Genomic DNA, 25,777 nt, shown 5'->3' on the forward strand with positions numbered 1-25,777 from the left:
TCCATTTATACACTGCGATACTTTGCTACGTATACAGGGAAGCTGTCCGCTCCCTTGATTTCCTTTCCTGCTGAAATCGTTACGTTTTTGTCCGTAATGACATATTCTACATTAGCGCCCTCGCCAACGATTGTATCCTGCATCAGGACGCAGTTTTTCACCTTAGCACCTTTCGCAATTCTGACGCCACGGAACAGAATACTGTTCTCCACTTCGCCTTCGATGATGCAACCGTCTGCGGACATGATGTTCTTCGCTTTGGAGCCCTGGATGTAACGGGTCGGGTTGTCGTCACGAATCTTGGTGTAGATCGGGTTGCCGCCAAACAGACCGTCCAGATTTTCATCCTTTAACAGCTTCATATTCTCATTGAAATAGCTCTTGATATCACTGATGCGCGCCAGATAGCCATTAAATTCAAAGCCTCTGACATTCAGACGCTCCAGGTTCGGTGCCAGCAGATCACGGTCAAAATAAACCATGCCCTTACTATAGGCTTCGCTGATCATATGTACCAGAAATTCCCTTTCAATGATGTAAATGTTCATGGAAAGGTTCTGAACTCCCTCGTCCTCCGGATTGATCCGCAGCTGACGGATTCTGCCGTCATCGTCCAGCTCAAACGTGTAGTACAGATCCTTTGTAATATCAAACGGCTTTTTCATTCCGACGGGAATTTCCTGCTTCTTATATGCGATCGTCACATCCGCACCGCTTTCGATATGCTGCTCCAGCATCGCTGTAAAATCGAAGTTTACCGCAAGGTTAGCGTCAGACATCACGACATATTTTTCTCTCGCATCCTTTAACATATCCAGAATGCTCGCCAATGCTTCGATTCTTCCGTTGTATACTTTCACGGTATTGGAAGCAAACGGAGGCACGATATTGAGTCCGCCGTATTTACGGGTTAAATCCCATTCTCTGCCGGAGCCGAGATGATCCATCAGAGAGTGATAATTTTTACGGACGATCAAAGAAACATTGTCGATTCCGCAGTTCACCATGCTTGATAAAATAAAGTCTACCATACGGTAACGGCCTGCAAAGGGAATGGAAGCCATCAGACGCTCCGTGACAAGCTCCGGAACCAGACCATCATAGCTGTTGGGGAAAATAATTCCCAGCGCGTTCGCATTGGAGTTTACCATTGTTCTTCACCATCCTTTACATTTTGATCGATCATAGCTGCCGGGCCGACCTTTGCGCCGTCTCCGATATAAACACCGGAACCGATGGTTGCAACGCTGCCTGCGCCGTCTTTCGGCATCTCACCTACAACCGCGTTTTCGCCGATCACGACATTTTCTGCAACAATACAGTGTTTGACGGATGCGCCCTTTTTGATAACGGTACCTCCCATTACAACTGCATCTTCGATCTCAGCGCCCTCTTCTACCGATACACCGGAGAACAGGATCGAATGCTTGACATGTCCTGCGATCCTGCAGCCGTCCGTCACCATGGAGTTTTCCACAACGCCGGTATCCAAAATTCTGTGACCGGTTTTCCCACTGTTTCGACTGTAGATTTTCCAGTCATCCTCAAATAAGTCAATGCCGCTGTGCTCCGGATCAAGGACCTCCATGTTTGCTTCCCAGAGAGAGCTGATGGTTCCGACGTCTTTCCAGTAGCCGCTGAAATGATAAGCGTACATATCTCTGCCGTCACGCAGCAGGCTCGGAATGACGTTTTTGCCGAAATCGTTTTCAGATTCCGGATCCGCCTCATCCTCAATCAGATATTTCTTTAAAACATCCCAGTTGAAAATGTAGATTCCCATCGACGCAAGATTTGACTTAGGTTCCTTGGGTTTTTCCTGGAATGCGGTGATCTTGTCGTTTTCGTCCGTTACCATCAAACCGAAACGAGATGCCTCTTCCCACGGTACTTCCATAACAGCAACGGAGAATTCTGCGCCCTTTTCTTTATGGAAGCGTAAAAAATCGCTGTAGTCCTGTTTGCAAATCTGGTCGCCGGACAGGATGATGACGTATTTAGGATTATAGCGCTCGATAAACGGGATGTTCTGATAGATTGCGTTCGCTGTTCCCTTATACCAGTCGGATCCGGATGCCTTCTGATAAGGCGGCAGAACATGCACGCCTCCAATTAAGCGGTCCAAATCCCAAGGCTGTCCGTTTCCAATATATTCGTTCAGCACCATAGGCTGATACTGTGTCAGAATGCCTACTGTATCAATCCCGGAATTGACACAATTGGAAAGCGGGAAATCGATAATCCGGTACTTTCCACCAAACGGAACGGCAGGCTTTGCAAGTCTCTGGGTCAATGCATACAGACGCGAGCCCTGTCCGCCTGCAAGCAGCATTGCAATCATTTCTTTTGCCATGAAATCTTCCCCCTGTGTTTATTCTTGTAATATATTCAATATTACCATAAGAGACCATTTTTTCCCAGTCTATTTTTGTACTTTTGCAAAATTTTATTCTTTCCTCACAGATCTTTTTCGTCCTGTTTTCTTTTTTTTCAATTGAATACCGTACAAATCCATGCTATACTATTATAAATGCTGTTGCAGGCGCACAGCATCAGAAAGGAATGTGATCCCATGGCAGTAAATGAATCCGCGGAAAACTATCTGGAAACGATCCTTGTCCTGAGCAAGACCCATCCAGTTGTCCGCTCTGTAGATATCGCAGAAGAACTCGGCTTCAAAAAATCCAGCGTCAGTGTCGCTATGAAGAACCTACGCGAAAAGAACCATATTACCGTAACCAAAGAAGGGTTTATCTATCTGACCGATACCGGCCGCCAGATTGCTGAAATGATTTATGAACGTCATGAACTGATTTCCGGCTGGCTGATTCAGCTCGGCGTCGATCCCGAGACAGCCGTCAGTGATGCCTGCCGCATGGAGCATGTCATCAGCCCGGAAAGCTTCGCCGCAATCAAAAAACACGTTCTGGAAAACCGCGATAAACAATAATCTTTTTCCAAAGTGCATATTCTGTTGTTCGAAGCAGCGAACATCCATCGAAAAAGGCATTCCCGCAGGGTGATGTCTTTTTTTATTCCTGACAATAGGATGTGTACTCGGCGCATAGGCAGATGGTTGCCAAAGCAACCGCGCCTCGGCGCGAGAATCTGCCAAAGCACCTTCTTTATCTGTCATAGTGCAACAAAAGGACAGCTATCCTTCATGGTAACTGTCCTTTTGCTGTGTCAAAAATTATATCAAACAGGAAATTATGGAGAATCTTTTTGTTTTAAAGTTCTCAGGCGTTTGCTGCCAGCGCCTTGCCGAGATTTTTGCACTCCTCAATCATTGCATCGTCCGGTGTCTCCTGGCAGATTAAGCCCTCGCCGTTTACTACGGTTGCGCCTTCACCGGTCACGCGCTCTGCCCACTCGCGCATCCACTGCCCGTCGCCCCAGCCATAGGAACCAAACAGTGCGATGGTCTTGCCGGAGATGGAGCCGTCAATGCTCTCCATGAAAGGCTCGAACTCGCCCTCTTCCAGAACTTCTGCGCCCATTGCGGGGCAGCCCAATGCAAATGCTTTTTCTGCGGTTAAATCTGCAACGTTTACGTCTGAAACATAAACAACCTCTGCCTCTTTTCCTGCTTCTGTGATGCCGGCTGCAACAGCCTCTGCCATCGCCTGTGTGTTGCCGGACTGGGACCAGTATACTACGGATACCTTGCTCATTTTCCTACTCCTCTCGTATTCAGACAGCCAGCTTTTTCTCCCGACTGTCGACTTCAAAAACTTCTTTTAATTTTAAAATATTCTGTCTTTCATACGCCATAGAAAGGGCTAGATCCATCGCTCTGTCGTATTCTGAAAACAGTGCGATCTTTTCCTCCGCCTTCTCGTAGACCTTCCAATAGCCTGTATAAAGACACTTTTTATATCCGATCCCCATAAAGCCCCGGACGTCCTCTGCCGGATATCCCAGCAGCAGCCCCAGCTCATGAGGAAAAGGCATTTCACCGTTTCCGTGCCCGCCGATCCGCTGTTCCAGTTTTCTGAAAATCCGGTGCAGCTCCACGCTGTCGTAGCCGATCTCTTTTAAAAGGGCTTCGACCTGTAGCGTTTTTACCCATTGCTCCAGTTCTTCTCTGCGGTACAGCAACAGAGTAATTTTATCTCTGCAGCGATACAGCTTTCTGGCACACATTTCGGAATTGCGCAGCAGAAAACACAGTTCCTTCCAGTATCTTTCCTCGATGATCAGAAGATTGGAAACCTTGATTCCCGCCAGCACCGGTGCGCACTGAAGCGCCATCTGTACGAACAGATTCCGCTTATCCATTTTCAGAAACAGCCAAAATGCCTGTTGACTCATCGTAGTACCTCTCTGATGTCAGCTTTTTATCTGCCGAAAGCCGCCTTCCCAGGATAGCAGGCAGCCTTGCCAAGCTCTTCTTCGATTCGCAGCAGCTGGTTGTATTTTGCAACACGCTCACTTCTGCTGGGTGCGCCAGTCTTGATTTGGCAGGTATTCAATGCAACCGCCAGGTCTGCGATTGTGGTGTCCTCTGTCTCGCCGGAACGGTGGGAGGTGATTGCACAATAACCCGCCTCGTGTGCCAGCTTGATCGCTTCCAGGGTTTCGGATACGCTGCCGATCTGATTTAACTTGATCAGAATCGCATTGCCACAGCTAAGGTCAATCCCCTTCTGCAGACGCTTTGTATTGGTAACAAACAGGTCGTCACCGACTAACTGTACTTTGTCACCAAGTTCTGCTGTCATATGCTTCCAGCCTTCCCAGTCCTCTTCGTCCAGACCATCTTCAATCGAAGCGATCGGATATTTCTCACACAGCTTTTTCCAGTGTGCAACCAGTTCTTCGGAGGTGAACTTCGTGCCAGCCTTCGGAAGCACATATTCCCCCTTCCTGCTGCCTTTCCATTCGCTGGAAGCTGCATCCATTGCCAGAACGAAATCGGTTCCCGGCTCGTAACCTGCCTTCTTGATTGCTTCCAGAATAACTTCGATTGCTTCTTCGTCGCTGCTAAGGTTCGGTGCGAAACCGCCCTCATCGCCAACGGAGGTTGCAAGGCCTCTGGACTTTAACAGAGCCTGCAGTGCATGGAATACTTCTGTACACCAGCGAAGTCCTTCGGAAAAGCTCTTTGCGCCAACCGGCATAATCATGAACTCCTGTACATCTACGGTGTTTGCTGCATGTGCGCCGCCGTTTAAGATGTTCATCATCGGAACCGGAAGCCGATTTCCGTTTGCGCCGCCCAGGAAACGGTACAGCGGAATATTTAAGGACTGTGCTGCCGCTCTTGCAGCTGCGATGGATACTGCCAGAATCGCATTTGCACCAAGTTTGGATTTATCCTCTGTTCCGTCTGCTTCGATCATCGCAGCATCTACTTTATAAGTGTCAAATGCATCTACTCCACAGAGTACATCGTTGATTACAGTATTGATATTGTTGACGGCTTTTAAAACACCCTTGCCGCCAAATCGGGATTTATCCTGATCACGCAGCTCCAGCGCTTCGAACTCGCCGGTAGAAGCTCCGCTGGGTGCCATGCCTCTTCCTACGGTTCCGTCCGTTAAAACAACTTCTGCCTCAACAGTCGGATTGCCTCTGGAATCAATAATTTCTCTTCCGATTACTTTTTCAATGGTCAGATTTGCCATTTTAACCTCCATTCCGCAGGCGCTTTGCGCCGAAGGAACCGCGAGCAGAACTTCCAGTTCTGCTCTGCGATCCTAGCTACTTTGTGACGCCTGCGGCACAAATAGCTGTGTGAAAAATAAGCGATTACGCTTATTTTTCACACTAGTCTCCTTCCTTACAGTTTCCCAAAAGGGCCACCCGCCGTGTGTCAGCAGCGCACGGCGGATGGAGATAACCATGATTTATTCCTTTTTAGTTAGCCTTTCCTAACTACGCTTAGTCTACCAGAACTCTTTTCGAAAATCAAGTGCTTTTTTATAAAATTTCGAAAGAACCGGAGCGACGAAAAAAGAATGTGCCTTGGCGCATCCTCGTAGAGCTTTTTTATCGTATAGAAGCAATGTTTCCTATACGATAAAAAAAGACGATACCGGTTCTTCTGACCGAAATCGTCCTCTTTTGATTCGTAAGCACTGCTTACTTTCCTGTCCTTATCAGTATTTCCACAGACTGCAGCCGTTATACACTGTCAACCCGTAATTTCTGTTACGTTCCTGCAGCCGCATCTTCTTACATATTTCAAAGCGCCTGCAGCGCTCCGCTTAATTCTCCCATCCGTGCCGCCATATATTCTTTGAGGGCGCTGCGCGGTATCTCCATGGCAATCGACAGTTCTGCATAAAGATTGTCCTCCGCGGCTTTCAAATAGCGGCCGTCCATCGCGGGCATCCTGCGCCCCTCCAGCACCCGCTCCCTGCCGTAATCCGTAATTGTGCGGATCATACAGAGCATTCCTCTTGCATCGCTGTGATTGATAATCCTGCGGTAGGTCTCCTCTCGCCGTCTTTCATCCTTCTCCCAGCACAGTCTGCACTCCGGCAGCTGTCCCAAAAGCTCCTCTGCTTCTTCCTTTGTCAGCACCGCGCGCATCGCATTTTTTTCCTCCTGTCCGACGGGAGAAAAAATCCTGCTGCCGGCGTTGACCATGGACTGCATCTCATAATACAGACGGTCTTTGGGAATTCCCTCCAGGTTCAGCGTAGTAATGTTCTTGACTTCACAGACGCCCTTGCATCCGTAAGTAACCAGATCTCCTTTCTCAAACATAGATACCCTCAACTTTCTTTAAAAAACGACAGCTGCCATGGTTTCAGCCGCCCAAAACACTACACTTTTATTATACCCCCGATTTTTTTAAAAGGAAAATCAAAATCTGACAAAAAATGATTTTCGTCTGTTTTTACCATGAAAAGCGGGCAGATTTTTGTCGAATCTGCCCGTTCGAAAATCTTTATACCATGCTTCGCAGGCGCGCAACCGCGTCCGGGATGACCTCCATCAGGAATTCTGCGTCCGCCTGTGTGTTCGTCTCATCCAGGCTGATGCGGATCGTGCCTTTTGCAAGCTCCGGCGATATGCCCATCGCTGTCAGCACATGGCTCGGCTCCAGTGCGCCCGCCGAGCACGCCGCGCCCGCCGAAACGGAGACGCCCTTCATGTCGAGGTACAGAAGAAGAGCTTCTGCCTCGATGCCGTCGAAGCTGATATTTAAGTTGCCGCACAGCCGGTCGGCACGGGAGACAGCAGTACCTGCATGTCGTGCCGCAGCATCGGTGCCCGCTGCTGCACCTTCACCGTCCTCCATGACCCCACAGCCGTTTAAATGGCTCCCTTCGATGGAAAGCAGGCGCTCTGCGACCTGTCTGCGCAGCTCCAGCACGAAGGTATCTTTTTTGTCGCGGTTTATCAGACTCTCCTCCAGAGCCGCCGCCATGCCAACGATGCCGGGAACATTTTCGGTTCCGGCGCGCTTTCCTTTTTCCTGCGCGCCGCCCTCCAACAGACTCTCGGTCCGGAACCCGTTTTTCACATACAAAAATCCGCAGCCTTTCGGACCGTGGAATTTATGTGCCGAGACAGACAGAAAATCCGCCTGCAGCTTTGTCAGGTCGATTTCCACATGCCCTGCTGCCTGCACTGCATCCGTATGAAACCACACGCCGTGCATCCTGCAGATCTCCGCAAGCTCTTCTACCGGCTGAATCGTGCCGACTTCATTGTTGGCATACATCACGCTCACCAGCGCTGTATCCGGGCAGATCGCAGCTTCCAGCGTTTCGGGCAAAACCAACCCTTCTGATGTTACCGGCAGATAGGTCACCCGAAACCCCTGCCGTTCCAGCGACTTCGCCGGGTTTAACACCGCATGGTGCTCGATTGCCGATACGATAATATGCTTTTTGCCGATTCGTGCCCCGGCTGCTGCCGCCATCTGCAGCGCCCAGTTATCTGCCTCCGTACCGCCGGAGGTAAAATAAATTTCCTTCGCCTTCGCATGCAGCAGATGCGCGATTTTCTCCCGCGCTGTCTCGACTGCGTCCCGCGCTGTTCGCCCCTCTTCATATAGGGCGGACGGGTTGCCGAAGTTTTCTGTCATCCAGGGCAGCATCGCCTCCAGGGCTGTTTTACTCAGGCTGGTGGTTGCAGCCTGATCCGCATATACGCGCATGTCCGTCATCCTTTCCATTTCCGGCGCAGTGTTAACACCTCCCATCCAGCAGATCCTGGATCGATACGCTGGAAAGATATTCGTCTATAATTTCGTCCAGTCGATTCCACATCGGTCTGGTCAGGCAGTTCGCCAGAAGCTCGCACTCCGGGCCGCAGCCTTCCCCGTCCATGCAGGAAACCGGTGCGAGCGTCCCTTCTGTCAGCTTCAAAATCTCGCTGACCGGGTATTCCTCCGGTCTGCGTGCCATCCGGTAGCCTCCGTCTTTCCCTCTTCTGCTCTGCAGAAGTCCCGCCTTGTTGAGCATACCGACAATCGATTCCAGATATTTCATCGAAATCTTCTGCCGCTGTGCAATATCATTCAGGGAAACATACTCCTCCTGCTTCTGCATCGCCAAATCCAGCATGACCCGAAGCGCGTATCTTCCCTTTGTGGAAACCATCATAGGGCATAGCCCTCCTTACTTACCTCTTGTATTTCGAATCGGAGCTTTCCTCCCCTGAAAATCTGCAAATAGAAATCAGCGCTGCCTTCGTTGAAACAGTAGAATGCACGCTCTGCGAGCATTCTATTGTCATGAATGAAAAACAGCGCCGACCGCCAAATTTCTTTGCTGCCGACACTGTTATTATAGCAGATTTTCTCTTGGAATGCTATCAGGAATCCTGTTTCGTTTTTACACACGCTGCAATGCTGCAGCTTAACGTAACTCAGCCCTGAATGCTCTGTACGGTATAGCCTGCCTTTTCGACAGCTTCCCGGATCGCTGCATCTTCTACAACCTTTTCGTAGGAAACGACTGCTTCTTTCTTTTTCAGGTTGATCTTTGCAGAAGCCCCGTCGATTTTGTTGATTGCTTCGGTTACGGCTCTGACGCAGTGATCGCAGTGCATACCAGAAATTTTCACGGTCTTTTTGCCGATGACAGGACCATCCAGCTTTTTATCCTCGATGATAATCGTATCGCCGCCACCGCAGCAGGGGCTTTCCCCTTTCAAATGCTTCAGCGTCCCTTTCAGTGCAAATCCCAAAAGAACAATTACAACTGCTACAACAATTACATTAGCCATTTTCCTGTTCTCCGTCTTTCTTTTTCCTTTTCCATTTCTGAATCCAGAGCACGACCTGATAAATCAGGACACCTGCCAGATAGATCACCAGAAAAGCACCAAAGCCGTAAAGCATGGAGCCTGTGATGTTTCCAACATTTCCCATTTTTTCCTCTTTTCTTTGCGCAAAGGAAGGATCCCCTAGCTTCGGATCGGACAGTCTTTGTCACTGCTGCTTTACGCCTGTCAGTGTTTTTTCTTGTTTCCTTCTGTCCTGCACGCGCTGCAGCCGCTGCAACCGCCGCAGGAACCGCCACAGCCTGTACAGCCGAGATGTTTTCCGGCTTTTCTATTCTGAACCTGTTTGTAAATCAGGAACAGACAATATCCGATCACCAGAATCAGAATTACTGCATTTGCCATCGTGCATTCCTCCACATGTTTGGGAAAAGGCCGGACATCAGAAATGTCCAGCCTCCTCCGTTTCTATTCTTTACCCAGTCCTTAGTTTGCCGCCTGTACAGACCGTTTGGAGTAAACCTTCTGATCCTTGTAGGGATCGGGTCTGAATAACAGGAACAGAATGATTGCTGTGAATACAAATCCGAATACAGTGCCTACGCCGAAGCTGCCGCCGGTTACAAAGGAACCGATCTGGTAGATGCACAGGCAAACGATGTAAGCGAAGATGTTCTGGAACAGGATTGCAAACCAGAACCACTTTTTAGACTGCATCTGCTGTGCCATGGTTGCAATTGCAGCCAGACAAGGAGAATCCAGCAGGTTGAAGATCAGGAAGCTCAGTGCTGCCAGAGAAGTAGGGAACCATGTCTGTACAGCCTGTGCAACGGTTACTGCATCTTCTGTATCGCCAGTTACATTTGCAAGAACGCCCATGGTGGAAACGATCGCTTCCTTTGCGGTAAAGCCGGACAGAGAAGCTGCCACAGGCTGCCACTCGCCAAAGCCCAGAGGTGCAAACAGAGGTGCGATGAAACCACCGATTACAGCCAGTAAACTGTTTCCGCTCTCTTCTACCAGACCGAAGCCGCCGTTTTCGAAACCAAATCCGCCAAGGAACCACATTACTACGCAGGCAAGGAACAGGATCGTACCAGCCTTGATGATGAAGCCTTTCAGTCTTTCCCATACATGAAGCAGTACGGTCTTAGCCTGAGGAACATGGTACTGAGGAAGCTCCATAACGAACGGAGCAGGCTTTCCGGAGAAAGGTTTGGTTTTCTTTAAGATAATGGCCGCCACAAGGACTGCTACAATGCCCATGAAGTACATTGCGGGAGCCATAAATCCGCCTGCTTCATAGCTGCCGGTTGCCCAGCTTGCCATTACGCCGCCCATCAGTGCGATAACAGGAAGCTTCGCGCCGCAGGGGATAAAGGTTGCTGTCATGATCGTCAGTCTTCTGTCGTTATCCTGCTCAATCGTCTTGGATGCCATGATACCAGGGATACCGCAGCCAGAGGAGATCAGCAGCGGAATAAAGCTCTTACCGGACAGACCGAAATGACGGAACACCCGGTCCATGACAAAGGCAATACGAACCATGTAACCGCAGTCTTCCAGGATAGACAAAAACAGGAACAGGATTGCCATCTGAGGTACGAAACCAAGGACAGCGCCTACACCGCCGATTACGCCATCCACAACAAGGCTTGTTACTACATCGTTGGTGCCGATGCCTTCCAGGAATCCGCCTACGATTTCCTGAATGCCGCCAACGAAGGTATCATTTGTCCAGTCTGTTACAATCGTGCCGATCGTGGTAACAGAGATGTAATATACTACGAACATAACTGCGATAAAGATCGGGATACCGAGGATACGGTTTGTAACGATCTTATCGATTTTATCAGAAGTTGTCAACTTATCCTTGCCCTTTTTCACAGTCGTGCCGACAATCTTCTGAATGAATTTATAACGCTCATCGGTTACGATACTTTCCATATCGTCATCATGAGACTTTTCCAGACCAGCTCTTAACTCTTCGATCTTCTTTGCAGCGCTGTCTGTCAGCTTTACGCTTTCAGCAACCTTGGAGTCCTTCTCCAGGAATTTTACTGCATACCATCTCTTTTTATTTGCATCGATGGAAGAAGGAAGAACTTCTGCTGCAGCGCTGACTGCATCTTCCAGATCCTTGTTAAAGATCTCTTTCGGAAGGTCTGCTTCTTTCTTCTTTGCGGTCTTGATCGCTTCGTCGATCAGCTTGTCAAGTCCTTCGCCCTTTAATGCAGAAGTCTCAACGATTGGACAGTCAAGGAGCATGGAAAGGCGGGCAACGTCGATCTTGATGCCTCTCTTTTCCAGCAAATCCGCCATGTTCAGCGCGATAACAACCGGAACACCGGTTTCGATCAGCTGAGTGGTCAGATATAAGTTTCTTTCAATATTGGTTGCATCCACCAGATCTACGATGACATCCGGATTCTCTTTTAACAGATAGTCACGGCTGACAACTTCTTCCAGGGTATACGGTGAAAGGGAATAAATACCAGGAAGGTCGGTTACGACTACCTCTTCCTTCACCTTTTTGCTTTTTAATTTACCTTCTTTTTTCTCTACGGTAACACCAGGCCAGTTACCTACATACTGATTGGCGCCGGTCAGCGCGTTGAACATGGTTGTTTTACCACAGTTCGGGTTACCGGCAAGCGCAATTCTAATTGCCATCTTCTCTTACCTCCTTAATCCCTCTGTAAAAATGCGGCTGTTTATTTTACCTGTACGCACTGTGCATCGTCTTTTCTGACGGTCAGCTCATAGCCTCTGACAGTGATCTCTACCGGATCTCCCAGCGGAGCAACTTTTCTGATGTAAAGTTCGCTTCCTTTGGTGATTCCCATATCCATAATCCGACGCTTATACGCACTGTCACCTTCAATCTTGGTTACAACAACCGTGCTTCCAACCTGTGCATCACGCAGTGTCATGGTCTTATCTCCTTTCCCTTAGCTCCTTTAATATATAGTATCGGCGATCATCAGATCACGATGTGCCGTGCCATATCTTCATTTACTGCAATTCTGGAATCCTTGACATTTACAATCAGGTTTCCTCCGATCGAAGATACAACCGTGATTTCCGTTCCCGCTACAAATCCGAGATTTTCCAGAAAACGTCTTGTCTCTTCGTTTCCGCCAACCTTCACGATCTTGTTGACTTCTCCCATCGTCGCCATTGTTAAAGGCATCTGCTCAACCTTCTTTCTTTTGCCATACTTCCGCTCATTTTTGCGCATGTCGCGTTTGTATCAAGTACACGCAGACGCAAATCTCACGATTGAAAAATTTCCTTTTTCAATCTTTGTCTATCCTTCTTACTTCCAGACGCTAGTTAGTATATTCTAACGTTCGATAGATGTCAAGCACTTTTTTTATTTGTATCAAACTTATGATTCATATAGATAACTTATGTTACTTGATACTCTTTTTTGTTTTTCGATACCAACATTAGTCAGCGATGGAACGCAAAAAAAGAATGTGCCTTGGCACATTCTCGCGCCGAGGCGCGGTTGCTTTAGCAACCATCTACCCCTGCGCCGAGTGCGCATCCTCGCGGAGCATTTTGATCGTATAGAAGCGAAGTTTTCTATACGATCAAAATGGGCTGTCGCACTAACGTGCGACAGCCCTATAGGATTCAGAAATGATATGAATTTAAAACAGTCAGGGATGCTGCAGGGATTCACTGACCGAATTTCTTCATCAGAACCGGCATGAAGATACCGCCCTGTACGCTTCTCCCCATGAAGTGACAGTATTCGCCGGTTACGGTCTCGTACCAGTCAGAGAAAGGCACTCTGGTTGCGGTGGTTTCCAGATAGTGCGCAACCGGTGCGATCAGCGCCTGCGCTTCCTCGTCGGTCTTTGCCATCGATGCACACCATAAAATCCAGTCGCTCTTGGTGTAATCCTTTCTGCTGTCCAGAGGCGTACCGTACTCGTTGGTCTTCTTGACATAGTATTTCAGCTCTTTCTCGTAAACTTCATCCGAGAACAGCTTGCTGCCAAAGAATTTATCCCATACAAGGTTGTATTTTAAGCTCCAGGTATCCGCATTACCGAAGGCCAGCACATAGTGGTCGTCTGCAATTGCGCGCTTCTCCCAGTCTTTTGCCATTTCAGCAGCCTTTGCATGATATTCTTCCGCTTCTTCTGTCCTGCCGAGCTGAGCTGCCAGACGCGCATAGGCCTCTATGCCCATGATCGCTTTTGCAGACAGATTTACATTGTGGGACAGATGTCCTGCAAAGTCGTCGGTGCACAACTGTTCGCCAGGGTCTGCACCGAATTTGACCAGATACTGTGTCCACTGCTTTAAAACAGCCATGTGAGGCTCTGCAAATAAAGCGTTTCCATCCAGCTTGCAGACAGCTGCCGTCATCAGCAGCATATTACCACATTCCTCAACGGGCATCTGATATCTGAACTCGAAAATATCGGTTCCTGCAGGATACTGGTAGAACGGAGGGAAGATATCGTCGTTCCAGCCGGAGAACCACAGGTCGCCCTTCTTGCCGTTTAAGCCGTAAACCTGTCCCCATGCGTAAGGGTAACGTCCAACGTCGTGCGGTGCGAAGTCAAATTCCCAGGAATCGCAGGCAGCAAATTGAAATACCGGACGCAGCATGCCTTTGACATATTCGGTGTTGAACAGTAAGAACAGGGGAACAGAAGGATAACTTACATCAACCGTACCGATACAGCCGTTGGAGTCGTTTTCCTTGGACAGGAAAATGATATTGCCGTCTTCGTCGGTGATCAGCTTGTGCGCTGCGATGGCATGCCGGTAGCTCATGTTGCACAGGAATGCATATTTCTCGCCGCCAGCCGCATAAGCTTCTTTTTCTACCTTTTCATCGACTGCTGCCGCATGCTTTAACGTCTCGTCGTGATCCGCAAACGCTGCGCCGATTGCATCCAGAATGGTTGCATAGGTATTGGTCCAGTATGCCTTGCGCCACTGTCCGAAGTAGTTGATGGAAAGCAGATCATCATATGCCAAAATCATGCCGGCCTTGTCGTCATCCAGAGGCAGTCTGCAGATCAGCTTTTCATTTGCGGCATCGTAGGTGCATACTGCGCCTTTCTCTGCGGATGCCACATAAACATAACCCCAGTCAATCGTTACATGGTCGCCGCTGCCTCCCAGAGGCTTCTGTGCTGCTCTGCCCATCTGTGCGTAGTTATATGCGGGCGCGTCGTCTTTTTCCGGACGTCTTGCGTTGCAGCCGATCAGCTTCGCCTGCTTCTGACTTACCAGATCAGAGGCTACGACAAAGTCCACCCTTACGTCGCAGTTTTCTTTCTTTTCTACTGCGTAGTCGATATAGGTACAAGGTCTGGAAACCAGCGTCAGATCATCCAGAAGCAAAGGGGAAGTAAACTTCACATTCAGGATGATTTTTTCGTTTTCAAAGGTGTAGGTGGTGGAGGTCGCAGTTACGTCCACACCGGTCTGACCGATCGTCTCGTGGAACTCCTTGTCGCCAAGAAAACTGTAAACGACACCATCCACATTGACATAGCCTCTCAGCTGCTGGCGAATCTGGCTCCAGTGCACAGGATCCTTGTCATACAGATGATCCGCGCCGGACCAGATAGAAAAATAGGGGTCGTGTGTGACTAACGGAATGCTTGCTGCTCTTGTTACTTTCATACGAAACTCTCCTTTTGGGTTTTTGCTGTATTCCTATCGTACTGACCTTTATCTTACGCAAAATCTGGCAATCCCGCACTAAGTATTATCACAGCAGTTTTGATAGGAGGGTTTGATTTTGTGGATATCGTTGGGGTGAGCGTAAAAGAAAACAGATTTTGCAATGACGTCTCTGCGCCACGGCTGGACTCGCTCCGCCATTTCTGCCCCTGCAACTGATGAAAAAGAATGTGCCAAGGCACATTCTCGCGCCGAGGCGCGGTTGCTCCGGCAACCATCTACCACTGCGCCGAGTGTGCATCCTCGTAGCGCGTTTTATTTCATAGGACGCATTTTCCTATGAAATGAAAACGCGCCGCCCACAAGGGGCAGCGCCATGGTTATTTTATTTTTTCCCGCTCTTTTACAAGCTCCTGATACAGTTCCGAAAGCGTCCAGCCGACATTATAAGGCGTAACGATCGCCTTTAGACCTATCGAAATCCGGTTCTTTTTTAACAGCTCCAGCGCCGGGTCGATCATATCCGCCGTCGTCTGTGCGAACAAAAGCATATCTTCTCCAATTCGCGGCGGCAGGGATAACACGGACAAAGGCGTTTCCCGATATCCGGAAACGCCCGCCAGATAACCGATCTTTTGTCCGGTCTGCATGGCGGCAACGGGCACGAAATCGTAGCCCGCTGACTTTGCCAGCTGTTCCAGTTCTTTTTTCTTCAGTAGATTGCCCGCATCAAAATAAATCAGCTTCATAACTCACCCTTACAGATACTGTTGTAAAAAAGCAGCTGACTGCTCCATAAATGCCACCTGATCTGCGGCATTAAAATGCTCGATCGCAAGATAATCCTCATAACCGCTTTCTTTCAGACGATCCAGAATCTCTTTCATCGGCAGATAGCCCGATCCGACTGCTGCCGCAAGAAGTCCCCGATTGTATCTGTGCTCCCCGGTCAATGCAGGATCAACGTTTCGATCCTTGCAGTGCACATGGACAATATAATCCTTCAGCACTTCATACGCCTGCACGGCGTCCTCGTCGCTGTACGCGAAGTTGCCGGTATCCAGCGTAAATTTCAGCCCCGGAACATTTTCCATAAACCACAGCAGCTGATACATTCTTGCAAACGGCTGTACCGGACCGTCAAAATCCTCCAGCGTCACAAGGATGTTCTTTTCTTTTCCATAAGCAACCAGCTCTTTTAATGCCTGCGCCATGTTCTGGATCGAAGCATTTTCAGACATGTAGGAATCCGTCTGCTCTTTCGACGCAGAAAGTGCGTTGAGTGCAGACGCCTCGTTTTCCGACAGCTCGCCCGGAATAATCAGTACCTTGGACACGCCGAACTCTTCTGCGAGGTCGATCTGCTTTTTTCCCTGCGCTGCATCCGGGTTGTGCCCAAAATCATAGAACGCATTGCTGCAGCTGACCTGCATATGGTTTTTCTCCAGCAGATCTTTGATTTCTTCTTTGTTCTCGCGAAGCAGCGCATCTCCGATTTCAATCCCCCGAATGTTCCAGGATGCGCATTTCTCCATCAGTTCTGCCACACTTTTTCCAGACTGCTTTGCGCCCTCTAAAATGTGCTCATAAAATACAGCTGTTTTCATTTTTTGTTACCCCCTGCTTTTATTCATGACAATAGAATGCTCGCAGAGCGTGCATTCTATTGTTTATAACAACAGAACGTTCGCAGCGCATACATTCTGCTGTTATCTTTTCTCCCCTTTAAAGCCGCTTCCGGCTGCGCGATAGCTTCCCTCGCCGGAAGTTCTTCTTCTGCCGCCGTTTTCCGCCTGCCGTCTGTCCGATCTGCGGCTGTCATTGCCAAAGCGTCTCTGCCTGCCGTCGCGTTCCGAACGGTAGCTGCCGTTTTTCTCTCCGAAGCGTCCGCCATTTCTCTGGTCGCGGTCATTGAAACGTCCGCCTCTCTGATCACGGTCGCCGAAACGTCCACCGTTTCGGCTTCCAGATCCATCCCGGCGTCTATCCCCAAATCTCCGCTCTCCATCGCGTCTGACTACTTTAGGCTCTTCTACGATTTCTTCCGGCTCACCGCCAACCTGCTCATACAAAAATGCTGCTGCCAGCTCAATTGCGGAAATGCCGGTTTCTTTTTCAAAGCGCTCTACCGCACGATAGCAGTCCGCGGTATTTGCTTCCTCCATCACCTCGCGGATTTTCTGGAGCACAGATGCTTCCTTATGCTGACGCACTTCTTCTCCGGAGGGAAGATGCTTTTCTTCCAGTTTTGTCTTGCAGACCCGCTCAATTTCACGGATTCTGAAGGACTCTCTACGGCTTGCCAGCGTAAAGCTCATGCCCTCTTTTCCTGCTCTGCCGGTACGGCCGATACGGTGCACATAATATTCGATATCCTGCGGAACGTCATAATTGATAACGCCATCCACATCGTTTACATCGATTCCTCTCGCCGCAACATCCGTTGCGATCAGCATCTGGAGATTACCGCTTCTGAAACGGTTCATGACCGTATCTCTCTGTGCCTGGCTCAAATCGCCATGCAGCCCTTCTGCCGCGATGCCTCTGTTTTTCAGATTCTCTGCCAGCTCGTCCACCATACTCTTGGTGTTGCAGAAAATCAGTCCTCTTTTCAGGTTATAATATTCAATCAGCCTTGCAGCTGCAGCTTCCTTATCCGATCTGCGGATATAATAAAGATACTGCCGGATTCTTTCTACCGTCAATTCCTTTTTGACAACCTTTACCATTTCCGCATCGGTCTGGAACTGATCGGTGATCTGTAAAATCGGCTCCGGCATCGTTGCGGAAAACAGCGCCGTCTGGTGCTCGCACGGAATCTGTCCCAGAATCGCCTCCATATCTTCCCGAAAGCCCATGTTCAGCATTTCATCTGCTTCATCCAGAACGACCATTTTCAGGTTGTCTAAGCGGATCGTGTGGCGTCTCATATGATCCATCACGCGTCCCGGTGTGCCGACAATGATCTGCACGCCGCCCTTTAACGCCTTGATCTGTCTGTTGATATCCTGCCCTCCATATACGGCAAGCACGCGAATATTGTGCATATATTTTGCAAACTGTCTCAGCTGCTGAGCCGCCTGCATCGCAAGCTCTCTCGTCGGGCAAAGGATCATACCCTGCAGCGATCTGTCCTCTTCGTCAATCTTCTGAAGCATCGGGATTCCAAACGCGGCGGTCTTACCGGTTCCTGTCTGCGCCTGTCCGATCACATCTCTTCCTTCCAGAAAAACCGGAATCGCCTTTTCCTGGATCGGCGTCATATGGACGAAGCCCATCTCCTCCACTGCGCGCAAAATCCGCTCGTCAATTCCTGATTCTTCGTAACGTACCAATAATTCTCCCATTTAATCTCCTTTAATCTCTATCACTACAAAACTCTTCTGAGTTTACGCGCCTTATAGCTGTTTTGTCAATGAAAGATTGAAAAATAAACAGGAAAAAAGGATTCATCCCCAGCCTTTGAGAATGAATCCCCTGATTCATGACAATAGAATGCTCGCAGAGCGTGCATTCTATTGTTTTCTTTCTATCGAACTTCATCCGTTTCCCGGTACACCGGATACGGGTCTCCGTCTGTCATTTCCATTCCGGGTACGCTGTCAAACGCCGCAGATTCCTTTAGCTCCCGGTCGTAACGCTGCATACCGCCCTGCCGCGACATCTGCTGTCGGCAGTTGCAGTCCTGCGGTCCCGACATAGGTCCGGCAGTTTCGCCGCTTCGCTGCTGCATCCCTGCTGCGTTCTCCCGCTGGCAGTTGCAGCCTGACTGTCCGGTCCAGCCATCATTTTCGCAGCTGCAACCGTACTGCACCCTGTCGCCGTTTCTGCAGCCACAGTCCGTATCCCGCATACGCATATCCTGCTGTCGGTTATCTCCTGCGTCTCTTCTTTCGTTCCAGTTTGCGCAGTCCGCCCGATTCTGACAGCTGCAGCACATCAGCAATACCAGCAAGTAAAAACCGTTCATCGTTTTCCCCTGTTTCAAACAGATCTGATATCACTGTATGCAAACCTTTCTGGCTCTGTGTCTGTCCGCCCGGCTGTACATCAGGAACTATGTCTGTCTGCTCGACGGCCTTTTTTCAAAATCCTGCGAACATAAGCGAACGTCTTTTCCTCGCCCTCTTCTGCCAGCATCGTCAGAAGGTGCTCCAGCTGCCGTCTTGTCTGTATGTGCATAAACGGCGGCTCTTTTGCATTTTTGTAATACGCGAGAGGATCGCTGTCTTTATAGGCGCTTCCCCGGTAGGTTTTGGACGCTGCAATCCGGTCCATCAGCATTTCTGCCACATATTTGCGCGGCATCGGCACCGGAGCCATTCCGCCCTCAATGCTCTGCGTGCTGTAATCCACCCAGTATTCGTAATGATGCCTGTTGCGTCCTTTATGATGCAGCCATGCAGAAGAATACCCAATATCCTCCCGCTCCGCGTTGTTCGGGCTTCGATTTCCCTGATAATATTTTGCTCCGACCCTAAATTCCGTCCAGGAATATTTGGAAAGGTCATGACAGATGCCCTGCCGGTACAAGCCGACCGCAAAGCATCCTTTCATCACCAGATACTTATGATAGGTAATCGTCTTAAAATGCTGTAACGCTTTCACTTTTCTTTTCTTTTCTTTCCTTTCCTGACCGGATTTCCTGTGCTTTCCAGAACCTGGATGCAGCGTCCCGGAACGGTGATGGATTTTGTCAGCGGATCGGCCTGTGTTTCCACCACATCGCCCTGTGTATCCAACACCTTTTCCCAGCGCATGCCTGCCGGAAGATCAGGAAGCGCCAGCCGCTGGGGCTCCCAGTGCATGTTCATAGCGATATAGAAAAAGTCATCCTCCTGTGCACGGTCTTTTGGGGCATAACGACCGCAGTACATCAAACCTGCCTCCCGGTTTAACCGGTCGGCCATCAAGCGCCATGCATCCTTTCCATGATAAGATAAATCCGGATAGCCGCACGCCGCATAGTCCATCAGCGTCAGCTCTCTGCTCTGGTGGAGTACCGGATGCGCTTTCCTCAGCGCAATCAGCTCCTTTGTATAGTCCAGAAAATCCTTATTTTTCTCCGTAAGCTTCCAGTTCAGCCAGCTGATCTCGTTGTCCTGACAGTACGGATTGTTGTTGCCCTCCCGGCTCTGTCCAAACTCGTCCCCGGCTGTCAGCATCGGGGTCCCCTGCGACAACAGCAAAAGCGCCAGTGCGTTTTTCATCTGCCTTTTGCGCAGCTGCAAAATTGTCCGCTTGCGGGTAGGTCCTTCCACGCCGCAGTTCCAGCTCGCGTTGTAGGGATTTCCGTCCTGATTGTCCTCCCCGTTTGCCTCGTTATGCTTGCGGTCGTAGGAAACCAGATCCGCCAGGGAAAAGCCTTCATAGCTGGTGATATAATTGATCACGCCGTTCTGCACCGGATTACAGCGCATTCTCCGCAGCGCCTGATGCAGCGTATCCTCGTCTCCCTTTAAAAAGCGGCGCATGTCATACTGAAATTCATCCCGGCATTCCGCTAAATTGCGCACGTCCGGAACCTGCCCCACCGGATAAATCTCTTCATACGGAAATCCGTAATAAATCAGCTTCGTATCCGTAAGCATCGGGTCAGCTGCCAGAATTCCCACCGGAATCTGTTCTCCCATCAGATGCACGCCGTCGATATGGTACTCGCACACCCAATATCGGATCACTTCCAGGATCATCTCCCGATTGATTTCTTTCGGAAAATAGAACTGCAGAATTATCTCCATTCCCTCTGCGTGGAACGCACGCACCATTTCCTTGAATTCCAACACAGGATCCTTAACGCTGTATGACGCTTTCGGTGCGAAATAATAGCCTTTTTTAAAGCCCCAGTAATTGATCCGCGGCAGGGTTTCCTCCACAGGATTTCCTTCCTGATCTTTTGCCGGATAAGCCTTCTGCCGCAGCGGCTTTACCGCTTCCAGTTCTGTGAATTCATACACCGGCATCAGCTCCACTGCCGTTACCTGCAGCGATTTTAAATAGGGAATCTTCTCTGCCAGACCAGCGAACGTCCCTTTCGCCGTCACACCGGAAGACGTGTGCTTCGTGAACCCTCTGACATGCAGCTGATAAAAAATGCTGTTCTCATAAGGGATCTGCGGGCGTCTGTCATTCTTCCAGTCAAACGCATCCTCTGTGCTGTCGCTGCGAAGAGATGGGGAAATTTTTTTGCCCCATTTCTCATTGCCGCAGATTCTGCGCGCCTTCGGGTCTGTAATCACCTCTTCGCCACAGTAAAAATTATATTCATACTCCTGTGCATCCAGCCCGATCAGCTTCATGCAGCAGATTTTTCCGATTCGGTCTTCTTCCCGAAATGCCAGCCGTCTGGGCGCACCGCCTCTTCTGGGATACAGAAGGACCCCGCACTCTTTATTGCGTTCCAGCACTGCTGCGAGATTGACGCTGCCATCCGCATTTTCCGTCCACCCCAGCGGATACGGTTTTCCTTTTTCCATTCTGATCTCTTTTGTTTCTTTCACGTTCCTGTTCCCGCCTTCTGACCTTTTTTCAATCCTGTTTCAGTATAGCACAAATAATTCTTGCATGCCACCGCAAGTTACGGTATGATAAGCGTGACAGGCAGGTTCTTTACAGTTCACTCGCGCCATTCGCAAAAACGCGTCTGCGACGCTCTCCGCTGCTTCGCAGCTCATTTTTGCTCATAAAGTGGCGCTCCCTCCGTACCTTTTTGTAAGCAGATTTTCATGCGAGCATGAAATCTGCTTACAAAAAGGTACGAGTGAACTGTAACGCAGGTTCTGATTATCGCGCGCTCTGACGCGCCTTTTAAGAAAGGATATCATCCATGGGTAAGGAACAGTTTGAAGAAATGGACGAAGAAATGACCGTAGAACTGGAGCTGGATGACGGCACGAATGTAACCTGTGCCATCATTACCATTCTCGAAGTAGAGGGCAAGGACTACATCGTTTTGATGCCGCTTGACGAAAACGGACAGAACGATGACGGAGAGGTTTGGTTCTATCGTTACTCCGAGAACCCCAATGACCCCAACGAAGAGCCTCAGCTGGACTACATCGATGACGATGCAGAGTATGAAAAGGTAGAAGAAGCGTTCGACGAATACCTTGATAGCTGTGAATTCGATGAGCTGGTTACTCTCGACGGAGAAGCAAACGAATAAAAACGAAACCAAAAGAACTGCCGTACCGGAGCTTTTCCATACAGGAAATGTTCCGGACGGCAGTTCTTTTTCATTCCTGACATAGCAGTTCTCTGCTGTTTCATTTCTACTGTTTCGGCTCCTTCCACCCACACTCAGCAAGAAACCGGGACGCAAACCCCTGCGTTTCCTTTGTTCCTTTCGTATACGACAGATACAGCTCTTTTTTCGCCCGTGTCATTCCAACGTAGAACATCCTGCGCTCTTCCTCCAGTGCCGCCTGATTCTTGCTCTTTTTGTGTGGGACGACGCCCTCCATACAGCACGGAAGAAAAACGGCGTCGTATTCCAGTCCCTTCGAACCGTGCATAGTGACAAGCTCGGCAATTGGGAGTGTTGTGAATGCTGCACCCGTTGTGCCGCTGGCAGCCGTGTCTGCTGCGTCCGCCATGTTCTGATCCATCTGGTCTTCATATGCCGTCATTGCTTCCTCTAGCTCCGTCAGGCTTTGAAATTCCCGCGCCTGTTCCTGAAAAAAGTCGGCGGCTTCCAGATCCCGTTCCAGCTTTCCGGCTGCGTGTGCCCGGGTTCCTGCAGGTGCCCTCCCTTGTTCCTGCCGTGATTCTCCCGCCGACGGCGTCTGCCCGGCATTCTCTTTTAACCACGCATCATATCCCATTCCGCGGCGGATATAATGAACTGCCGCATATAAATCCATTTTCGCCAGCCGTGAGATATCCACTTCCAGACGGTGCAAAATCTCCTGCATATACGGCTTCTGTGCATACGCCCGGCGCAATGCTGAAAATGAAATTTCTGCATCCGGCAGCATCTGACGAGACAGATAGCGGCATGGGCGGTTCATAATTCTCAGGAAATCCTTCCGTTTCCGCCCCTCCATCGCAAACTGCAAATAAGCGAGTAAGTCCTGACAGACCTGGGTTTCATACGGATTTTTCGGCTTTTCTTTCCAGAGAAAGGGAATCTTTCTGCACTTTAGCGCTGTTGCCAGCCACACTGCATCCGCATTCGTCCGAAAAATCGCCGCACAGCTTTTTCCCTGCCGGAACGTCTTCCCGATTTCATCTGCGACTGTCTCTGCCTCCTGCCTCCGATCTTGAAAACCGCAGACCAAGACGCTGCGATCCGTGCTTAAGGGCAACCAGCTCGTGCCGAAAGCAGCGGCGGAAATGCCTGATGCGGTGCCGGTTGGAATGGGTAAAGTGCTTTTTTCTCCCTGCATCCGGCGCGCCCCCTGCGTCGCTTCTGGCACAAAGCACACGTCCTGCCTCTCATCCGACGTGCTCTGTCCAGCCACGATCTGCTTCGGAAATCTCTCCCGGTTTTGCCCGATCAGCTTTCCTGCCGTCTCCACAATTCCGGCGCGGCTACGATAATTGACCGACAGAAAAATCTGCTTTGCTTCCGGAAAATCCTTTAAAAACTGACGCATAATCGCCGGGTCAGAGCCCCGAAAGCCGTAGATCGCCTGATCATCATCTCCAACGACAAACAGATTTCTCTTTCCACCGCAAAGCAGCTTTACTGCTTCATACTGTGCTGCGTTGATATCCTGAAACTCATCCACCAGAAGATAGGAATATTCCCGCTGCCAGCGCGCAAGTTCTGCCGGATTTGTCCGGAATAAATGACAGACCGCCGCCGCAAAATCGTCCAGATCAAGCTTCTTTTCCTGTGCAAGCTGCTTTTGAAACGATACGAAAATCCGCATAAATTCCTGTCTGCTGACGTATTCACTTGTAAAATCAGCTGGAAGCTTCCCGATATTTTTGATAAATCCGATTTCTGAAAGAAGTCCCTGCTCCCATTCCTGGTCCATTTTCCCATCGTTTTGGGCATAAAATTTTTTCGGAAGCGTAAGCAGAGCCGCACGCAAATATTCTCTTTTCTCTTTTTCTTTCAAAATGCTCGACCCATTATAATGACAGGATGTTTTTAAAATGTGAAAAAAGACGGCATGAAATGTGCCGAAGGTGACCGGAAAGAACTGATTGTCCATCCGGGCAAAGAAACGGTCCCGCATCTGCCGGGCTGCCGCTTTTGTGAATGTAATAACTAAAATGTGGGACGGATCTGCATGATGGACTTCGATCAGATACCGTACCCGTTCGACCGTTGTAAAGGTCTTACCGGAACCCGGACCGGCAAGGATCAGTGCCGGTCCGGTATTGTGGGCAATCGCCCGTTGCTGCTGTTTGTTTGCCTGCAAAAAATACTCCTGTTTATGCCTGCTCCAAAAGTTCGATTCCCTTGCGGATTCTGGACAAAGATTCCTCTTTGCCAAGGATTTCCATGATTTCCGTTGCGCCTGCAGGAGTCATCTGCTTACCGGAAACCGCAGTACGAACCGGCCACAACACATAGCCGTTCTTGCAGCCCTTTTTCTCCACATAGGAAAGCAGAAGCGCATACAGTGCGTCGTTGGTATAGTCCTCCTGCTCTTCCAACAGCGGAAGCAGTTCTTTTAAAACCTCCAGAGCGCTTTCTTTGGTTGTCTTCATCTTCTTATGTACATACATGGCAGGATCATATTCCGGAAGGGTCTCGAAGAAATCTACCATCTCTTCGATTTCAGGAAATACCTCAATTCTTGTCTGAACCATGTCTGCGATCTTATCCAGATCCTGTCCCTTTGTCAGAGCCTTTTCCAGATAGGGCTTTGCATGCTCCATAAAGGTCTCATGATCCATCTTCTTGATATATTCGCCGTTCATCCATTTCAGCTTGGTATAATCAAATACTGCAGGGGATTTCGACATCCGGTGATAATCAAATTCCTTCACCAGCTCTTCCAGAGAAAAGATCTCATTCTCGCCCTCCGGGCTCCAGCCAAGCAGCGCCACAAAATTGACAACGGCCTCCGTCACAAAGCCCTGATCGATCAGATCCTCGTAGGAGGAATGACCGCAGCGTTTGGAAAGCTTGTGATGCTCCTCGTCTGTGATCAGCGGACAATGAATGTATACCGGCACCTTCCATCCAAAGGCATCATAAAGTCTGTTATACTTCGGAGAAGAGGAAAGGTATTCATTTCCGCGTACAACATGGGTAATGCCCATCAAATGGTCATCTACAACGTTTGCAAAGTTATAGGTCGGATAGCCGTCGGATTTGATCAGGATCATATCGTCCAGCTCGGAATTCTCTACCGTGATATCTCCGTAAATCTCATCATGGAAGGTTGTGGTTCCCTCCGTCGGATTGTTCTGACGGATTACATAAGGGACCCCTGCTGCCAGCTTTGCTTCTACCTCTTCTTTGGATAAATGCAGGCAATGCTTGTCGTATACATTGATTTCCTTGCCTGCGACAACCCGGTTTAAGGTTGCCAGACGCTCTTTATCACAGAAGCAGTAATAAGCTTCGCCTTTTGCGATCAGCTGCTTGGCATATTCCAGATAAATTCCGCTTGCCTGACGCTCGCTCTGAACGTAAGGGCCTACGCCGCCGTCTTTATCCGGACCTTCATCATGCACCAGACCGGTCTTTTCCATCGTACGATAAATGATATCTACTGCGCCTTCTACATAACGCTCCTGATCGGTATCCTCAATTCTAAGGATAAAGTCTCCACCTTCGTGTTTTGCCACCAGGTATGCGTACAGTGCCGTACGCAGATTTCCTACATGCATCCGTCCGGTCGGGCTGGGTGCAAAACGGGTTCTGATCTTTGTCACTTTTTCATCCTCCATGAACGAAACCGTCTCTTTTCCCCGAGACGGTTTCTCTTTTTTTGTTTGTTGATCTATGGCTTTCGGAAAA

At 49.5% G+C, this 25,777-nt stretch carries 25 protein-coding genes; 2 read left to right on the forward strand and 23 right to left on the reverse strand.

Annotation, left to right across the window (positions count from 1 at the left end):
• Window positions 1-5 precede the first annotated feature (5 nt).
• Window positions 6-1,151 (reverse strand): glucose-1-phosphate adenylyltransferase subunit GlgD, encoded by a 1,146-nt coding sequence (glgD, locus tag OCV62_RS06255; protein WP_262585631.1) that lies wholly within the window; start codon window positions 1,149-1,151, stop codon window positions 6-8.
• Window positions 1,145-2,353 (reverse strand): glucose-1-phosphate adenylyltransferase, encoded by a 1,209-nt coding sequence (locus OCV62_RS06260; protein WP_021916067.1) that lies wholly within the window; start codon window positions 2,351-2,353, stop codon window positions 1,145-1,147. The genes glgD and OCV62_RS06260 overlap by 7 nt, the downstream gene beginning before the upstream one ends.
• A gap of 219 nt (window positions 2,354-2,572) precedes the next feature.
• Between OCV62_RS06260 and OCV62_RS06265 the strand changes: the two genes are divergently transcribed.
• Window positions 2,573-2,950, forward strand: coding sequence for a metal-dependent transcriptional regulator (locus OCV62_RS06265; protein WP_021916068.1), 378 nt, complete (start codon window positions 2,573-2,575; stop codon window positions 2,948-2,950).
• 289 nt (window positions 2,951-3,239) lie between these two features.
• Here OCV62_RS06265 and OCV62_RS06270 read toward each other — a convergent pair whose 3' ends face one another.
• The 19 genes from OCV62_RS06270 to OCV62_RS06360 form a co-directional block, all read right to left on the reverse strand.
• The gene (locus tag OCV62_RS06270; protein ID WP_117959533.1) at window positions 3,240-3,674 is read right to left on the reverse strand and encodes a flavodoxin; all 435 of its coding nucleotides are present in this window, start codon (window positions 3,672-3,674) and stop codon (window positions 3,240-3,242) included.
• 19 nt (window positions 3,675-3,693) lie between these two features.
• Window positions 3,694-4,314: a DUF3793 family protein gene (locus OCV62_RS06275; RefSeq protein ID WP_021916070.1), complete on the reverse strand. Its 621-nt coding sequence runs from the start codon at window positions 4,312-4,314 to the stop codon at window positions 3,694-3,696.
• 26 nt (window positions 4,315-4,340) lie between these two features.
• Window positions 4,341-5,630, reverse strand: coding sequence for a phosphopyruvate hydratase (gene eno, locus OCV62_RS06280; RefSeq protein ID WP_262585706.1), 1,290 nt, complete (start codon window positions 5,628-5,630; stop codon window positions 4,341-4,343).
• 559 nt (window positions 5,631-6,189) lie between these two features.
• Window positions 6,190-6,717 carry a CarD family transcriptional regulator gene (locus OCV62_RS06285; protein WP_021916072.1) on the reverse strand — a complete coding sequence of 176 codons (528 nt, stop codon included), beginning with the start codon at window positions 6,715-6,717 and terminating at the stop codon, window positions 6,190-6,192.
• A gap of 184 nt (window positions 6,718-6,901) precedes the next feature.
• On the reverse strand, window positions 6,902-8,164 hold the full coding sequence (locus OCV62_RS06290; protein WP_262585632.1) for a cysteine desulfurase family protein: 1,263 nt from the start codon (window positions 8,162-8,164) through the stop codon (window positions 6,902-6,904).
• Window positions 8,151-8,567, reverse strand: coding sequence for an RrF2 family transcriptional regulator (locus OCV62_RS06295; RefSeq protein WP_021916074.1), 417 nt, complete (start codon window positions 8,565-8,567; stop codon window positions 8,151-8,153). The genes OCV62_RS06290 and OCV62_RS06295 overlap by 14 nt, the downstream gene beginning before the upstream one ends.
• 265 nt (window positions 8,568-8,832) lie before the next feature.
• Window positions 8,833-9,192 carry a heavy-metal-associated domain-containing protein gene (locus tag OCV62_RS06300; protein ID WP_262585633.1) on the reverse strand — a complete coding sequence of 120 codons (360 nt, stop codon included), beginning with the start codon at window positions 9,190-9,192 and terminating at the stop codon, window positions 8,833-8,835.
• Window positions 9,185-9,337: a hypothetical protein gene (locus OCV62_RS06305; protein WP_262585634.1), complete on the reverse strand. Its 153-nt coding sequence runs from the start codon at window positions 9,335-9,337 to the stop codon at window positions 9,185-9,187. Before OCV62_RS06305 ends, OCV62_RS06300 begins: the two co-directional genes overlap by 8 nt.
• Window positions 9,338-9,417: 80 nt before the next feature.
• Entirely contained in the window at window positions 9,418-9,594 is a 177-nt protein-coding gene (locus OCV62_RS06310; RefSeq protein WP_021916077.1) for a FeoB-associated Cys-rich membrane protein, read from the reverse strand.
• Between the two features lie 81 nt (window positions 9,595-9,675).
• Window positions 9,676-11,862: a ferrous iron transport protein B gene (feoB, locus tag OCV62_RS06315; protein ID WP_262585635.1), complete on the reverse strand. Its 2,187-nt coding sequence runs from the start codon at window positions 11,860-11,862 to the stop codon at window positions 9,676-9,678.
• Window positions 11,863-11,903: 41 nt separating this feature from the next.
• Window positions 11,904-12,122: a FeoA family protein gene (locus OCV62_RS06320; RefSeq protein ID WP_021916079.1), complete on the reverse strand. Its 219-nt coding sequence runs from the start codon at window positions 12,120-12,122 to the stop codon at window positions 11,904-11,906.
• Between the two features lie 50 nt (window positions 12,123-12,172).
• Window positions 12,173-12,382: a FeoA family protein gene (locus tag OCV62_RS06325; RefSeq protein ID WP_021916080.1), complete on the reverse strand. Its 210-nt coding sequence runs from the start codon at window positions 12,380-12,382 to the stop codon at window positions 12,173-12,175.
• Between the two features lie 494 nt (window positions 12,383-12,876).
• Window positions 12,877-14,850 (reverse strand): glutaminase domain-containing protein, encoded by a 1,974-nt coding sequence (locus tag OCV62_RS06330; RefSeq protein ID WP_262585636.1) that lies wholly within the window; start codon window positions 14,848-14,850, stop codon window positions 12,877-12,879.
• Window positions 14,851-15,230: 380 nt separating this feature from the next.
• Window positions 15,231-15,599, reverse strand: coding sequence for a DUF3783 domain-containing protein (locus tag OCV62_RS06335; protein WP_262585637.1), 369 nt, complete (start codon window positions 15,597-15,599; stop codon window positions 15,231-15,233).
• 9 nt (window positions 15,600-15,608) lie between these two features.
• The gene (locus OCV62_RS06340) at window positions 15,609-16,457 is read right to left on the reverse strand and encodes a sugar phosphate isomerase/epimerase family protein (RefSeq protein WP_262585638.1); all 849 of its coding nucleotides are present in this window, start codon (window positions 16,455-16,457) and stop codon (window positions 15,609-15,611) included.
• 102 nt (window positions 16,458-16,559) lie between these two features.
• Window positions 16,560-18,197 carry a DEAD/DEAH box helicase gene (locus OCV62_RS06345; protein WP_262585639.1) on the reverse strand — a complete coding sequence of 546 codons (1,638 nt, stop codon included), beginning with the start codon at window positions 18,195-18,197 and terminating at the stop codon, window positions 16,560-16,562.
• A gap of 182 nt (window positions 18,198-18,379) precedes the next feature.
• Entirely contained in the window at window positions 18,380-18,820 is a 441-nt protein-coding gene (locus tag OCV62_RS06350; protein ID WP_262585640.1) for a hypothetical protein, read from the reverse strand.
• A gap of 80 nt (window positions 18,821-18,900) precedes the next feature.
• Complete coding sequence (locus OCV62_RS06355) at window positions 18,901-19,458, reverse strand: DUF5662 family protein (protein WP_117959522.1); 558 nt, start codon at window positions 19,456-19,458, stop codon at window positions 18,901-18,903.
• Window positions 19,455-21,350, reverse strand: a complete 1,896-nt coding sequence (locus OCV62_RS06360; protein WP_262585641.1) for a hypothetical protein — start codon at window positions 21,348-21,350, stop codon at window positions 19,455-19,457. Before OCV62_RS06360 ends, OCV62_RS06355 begins: the two co-directional genes overlap by 4 nt.
• 326 nt (window positions 21,351-21,676) lie before the next feature.
• Here OCV62_RS06360 and OCV62_RS06365 point away from each other — a divergent pair, with 326 nt between their 5' ends.
• Window positions 21,677-22,015, forward strand: a complete 339-nt coding sequence (locus tag OCV62_RS06365; protein ID WP_262585642.1) for a DUF1292 domain-containing protein — start codon at window positions 21,677-21,679, stop codon at window positions 22,013-22,015.
• Window positions 22,016-22,121: 106 nt separating this feature from the next.
• On the opposite strand, the gene OCV62_RS06370 is transcribed toward OCV62_RS06365, so the two are convergent.
• Together OCV62_RS06370 and gltX are read right to left on the reverse strand one after the other, a co-directional pair.
• Window positions 22,122-24,224: an ATP-dependent helicase gene (locus tag OCV62_RS06370; RefSeq protein WP_262585643.1), complete on the reverse strand. Its 2,103-nt coding sequence runs from the start codon at window positions 24,222-24,224 to the stop codon at window positions 22,122-22,124.
• 13 nt (window positions 24,225-24,237) lie between these two features.
• The gene (gene gltX, locus OCV62_RS06375; RefSeq protein ID WP_021916090.1) at window positions 24,238-25,692 is read right to left on the reverse strand and encodes a glutamate--tRNA ligase; all 1,455 of its coding nucleotides are present in this window, start codon (window positions 25,690-25,692) and stop codon (window positions 24,238-24,240) included.
• Between the last annotated feature and the right edge of the window lie 85 nt (window positions 25,693-25,777).

This window comes from Gallintestinimicrobium propionicum, from assembly GCF_025567525.1.
GTDB lineage: Bacteria > Bacillota > Clostridia > Lachnospirales > Lachnospiraceae > Gallintestinimicrobium > Gallintestinimicrobium propionicum.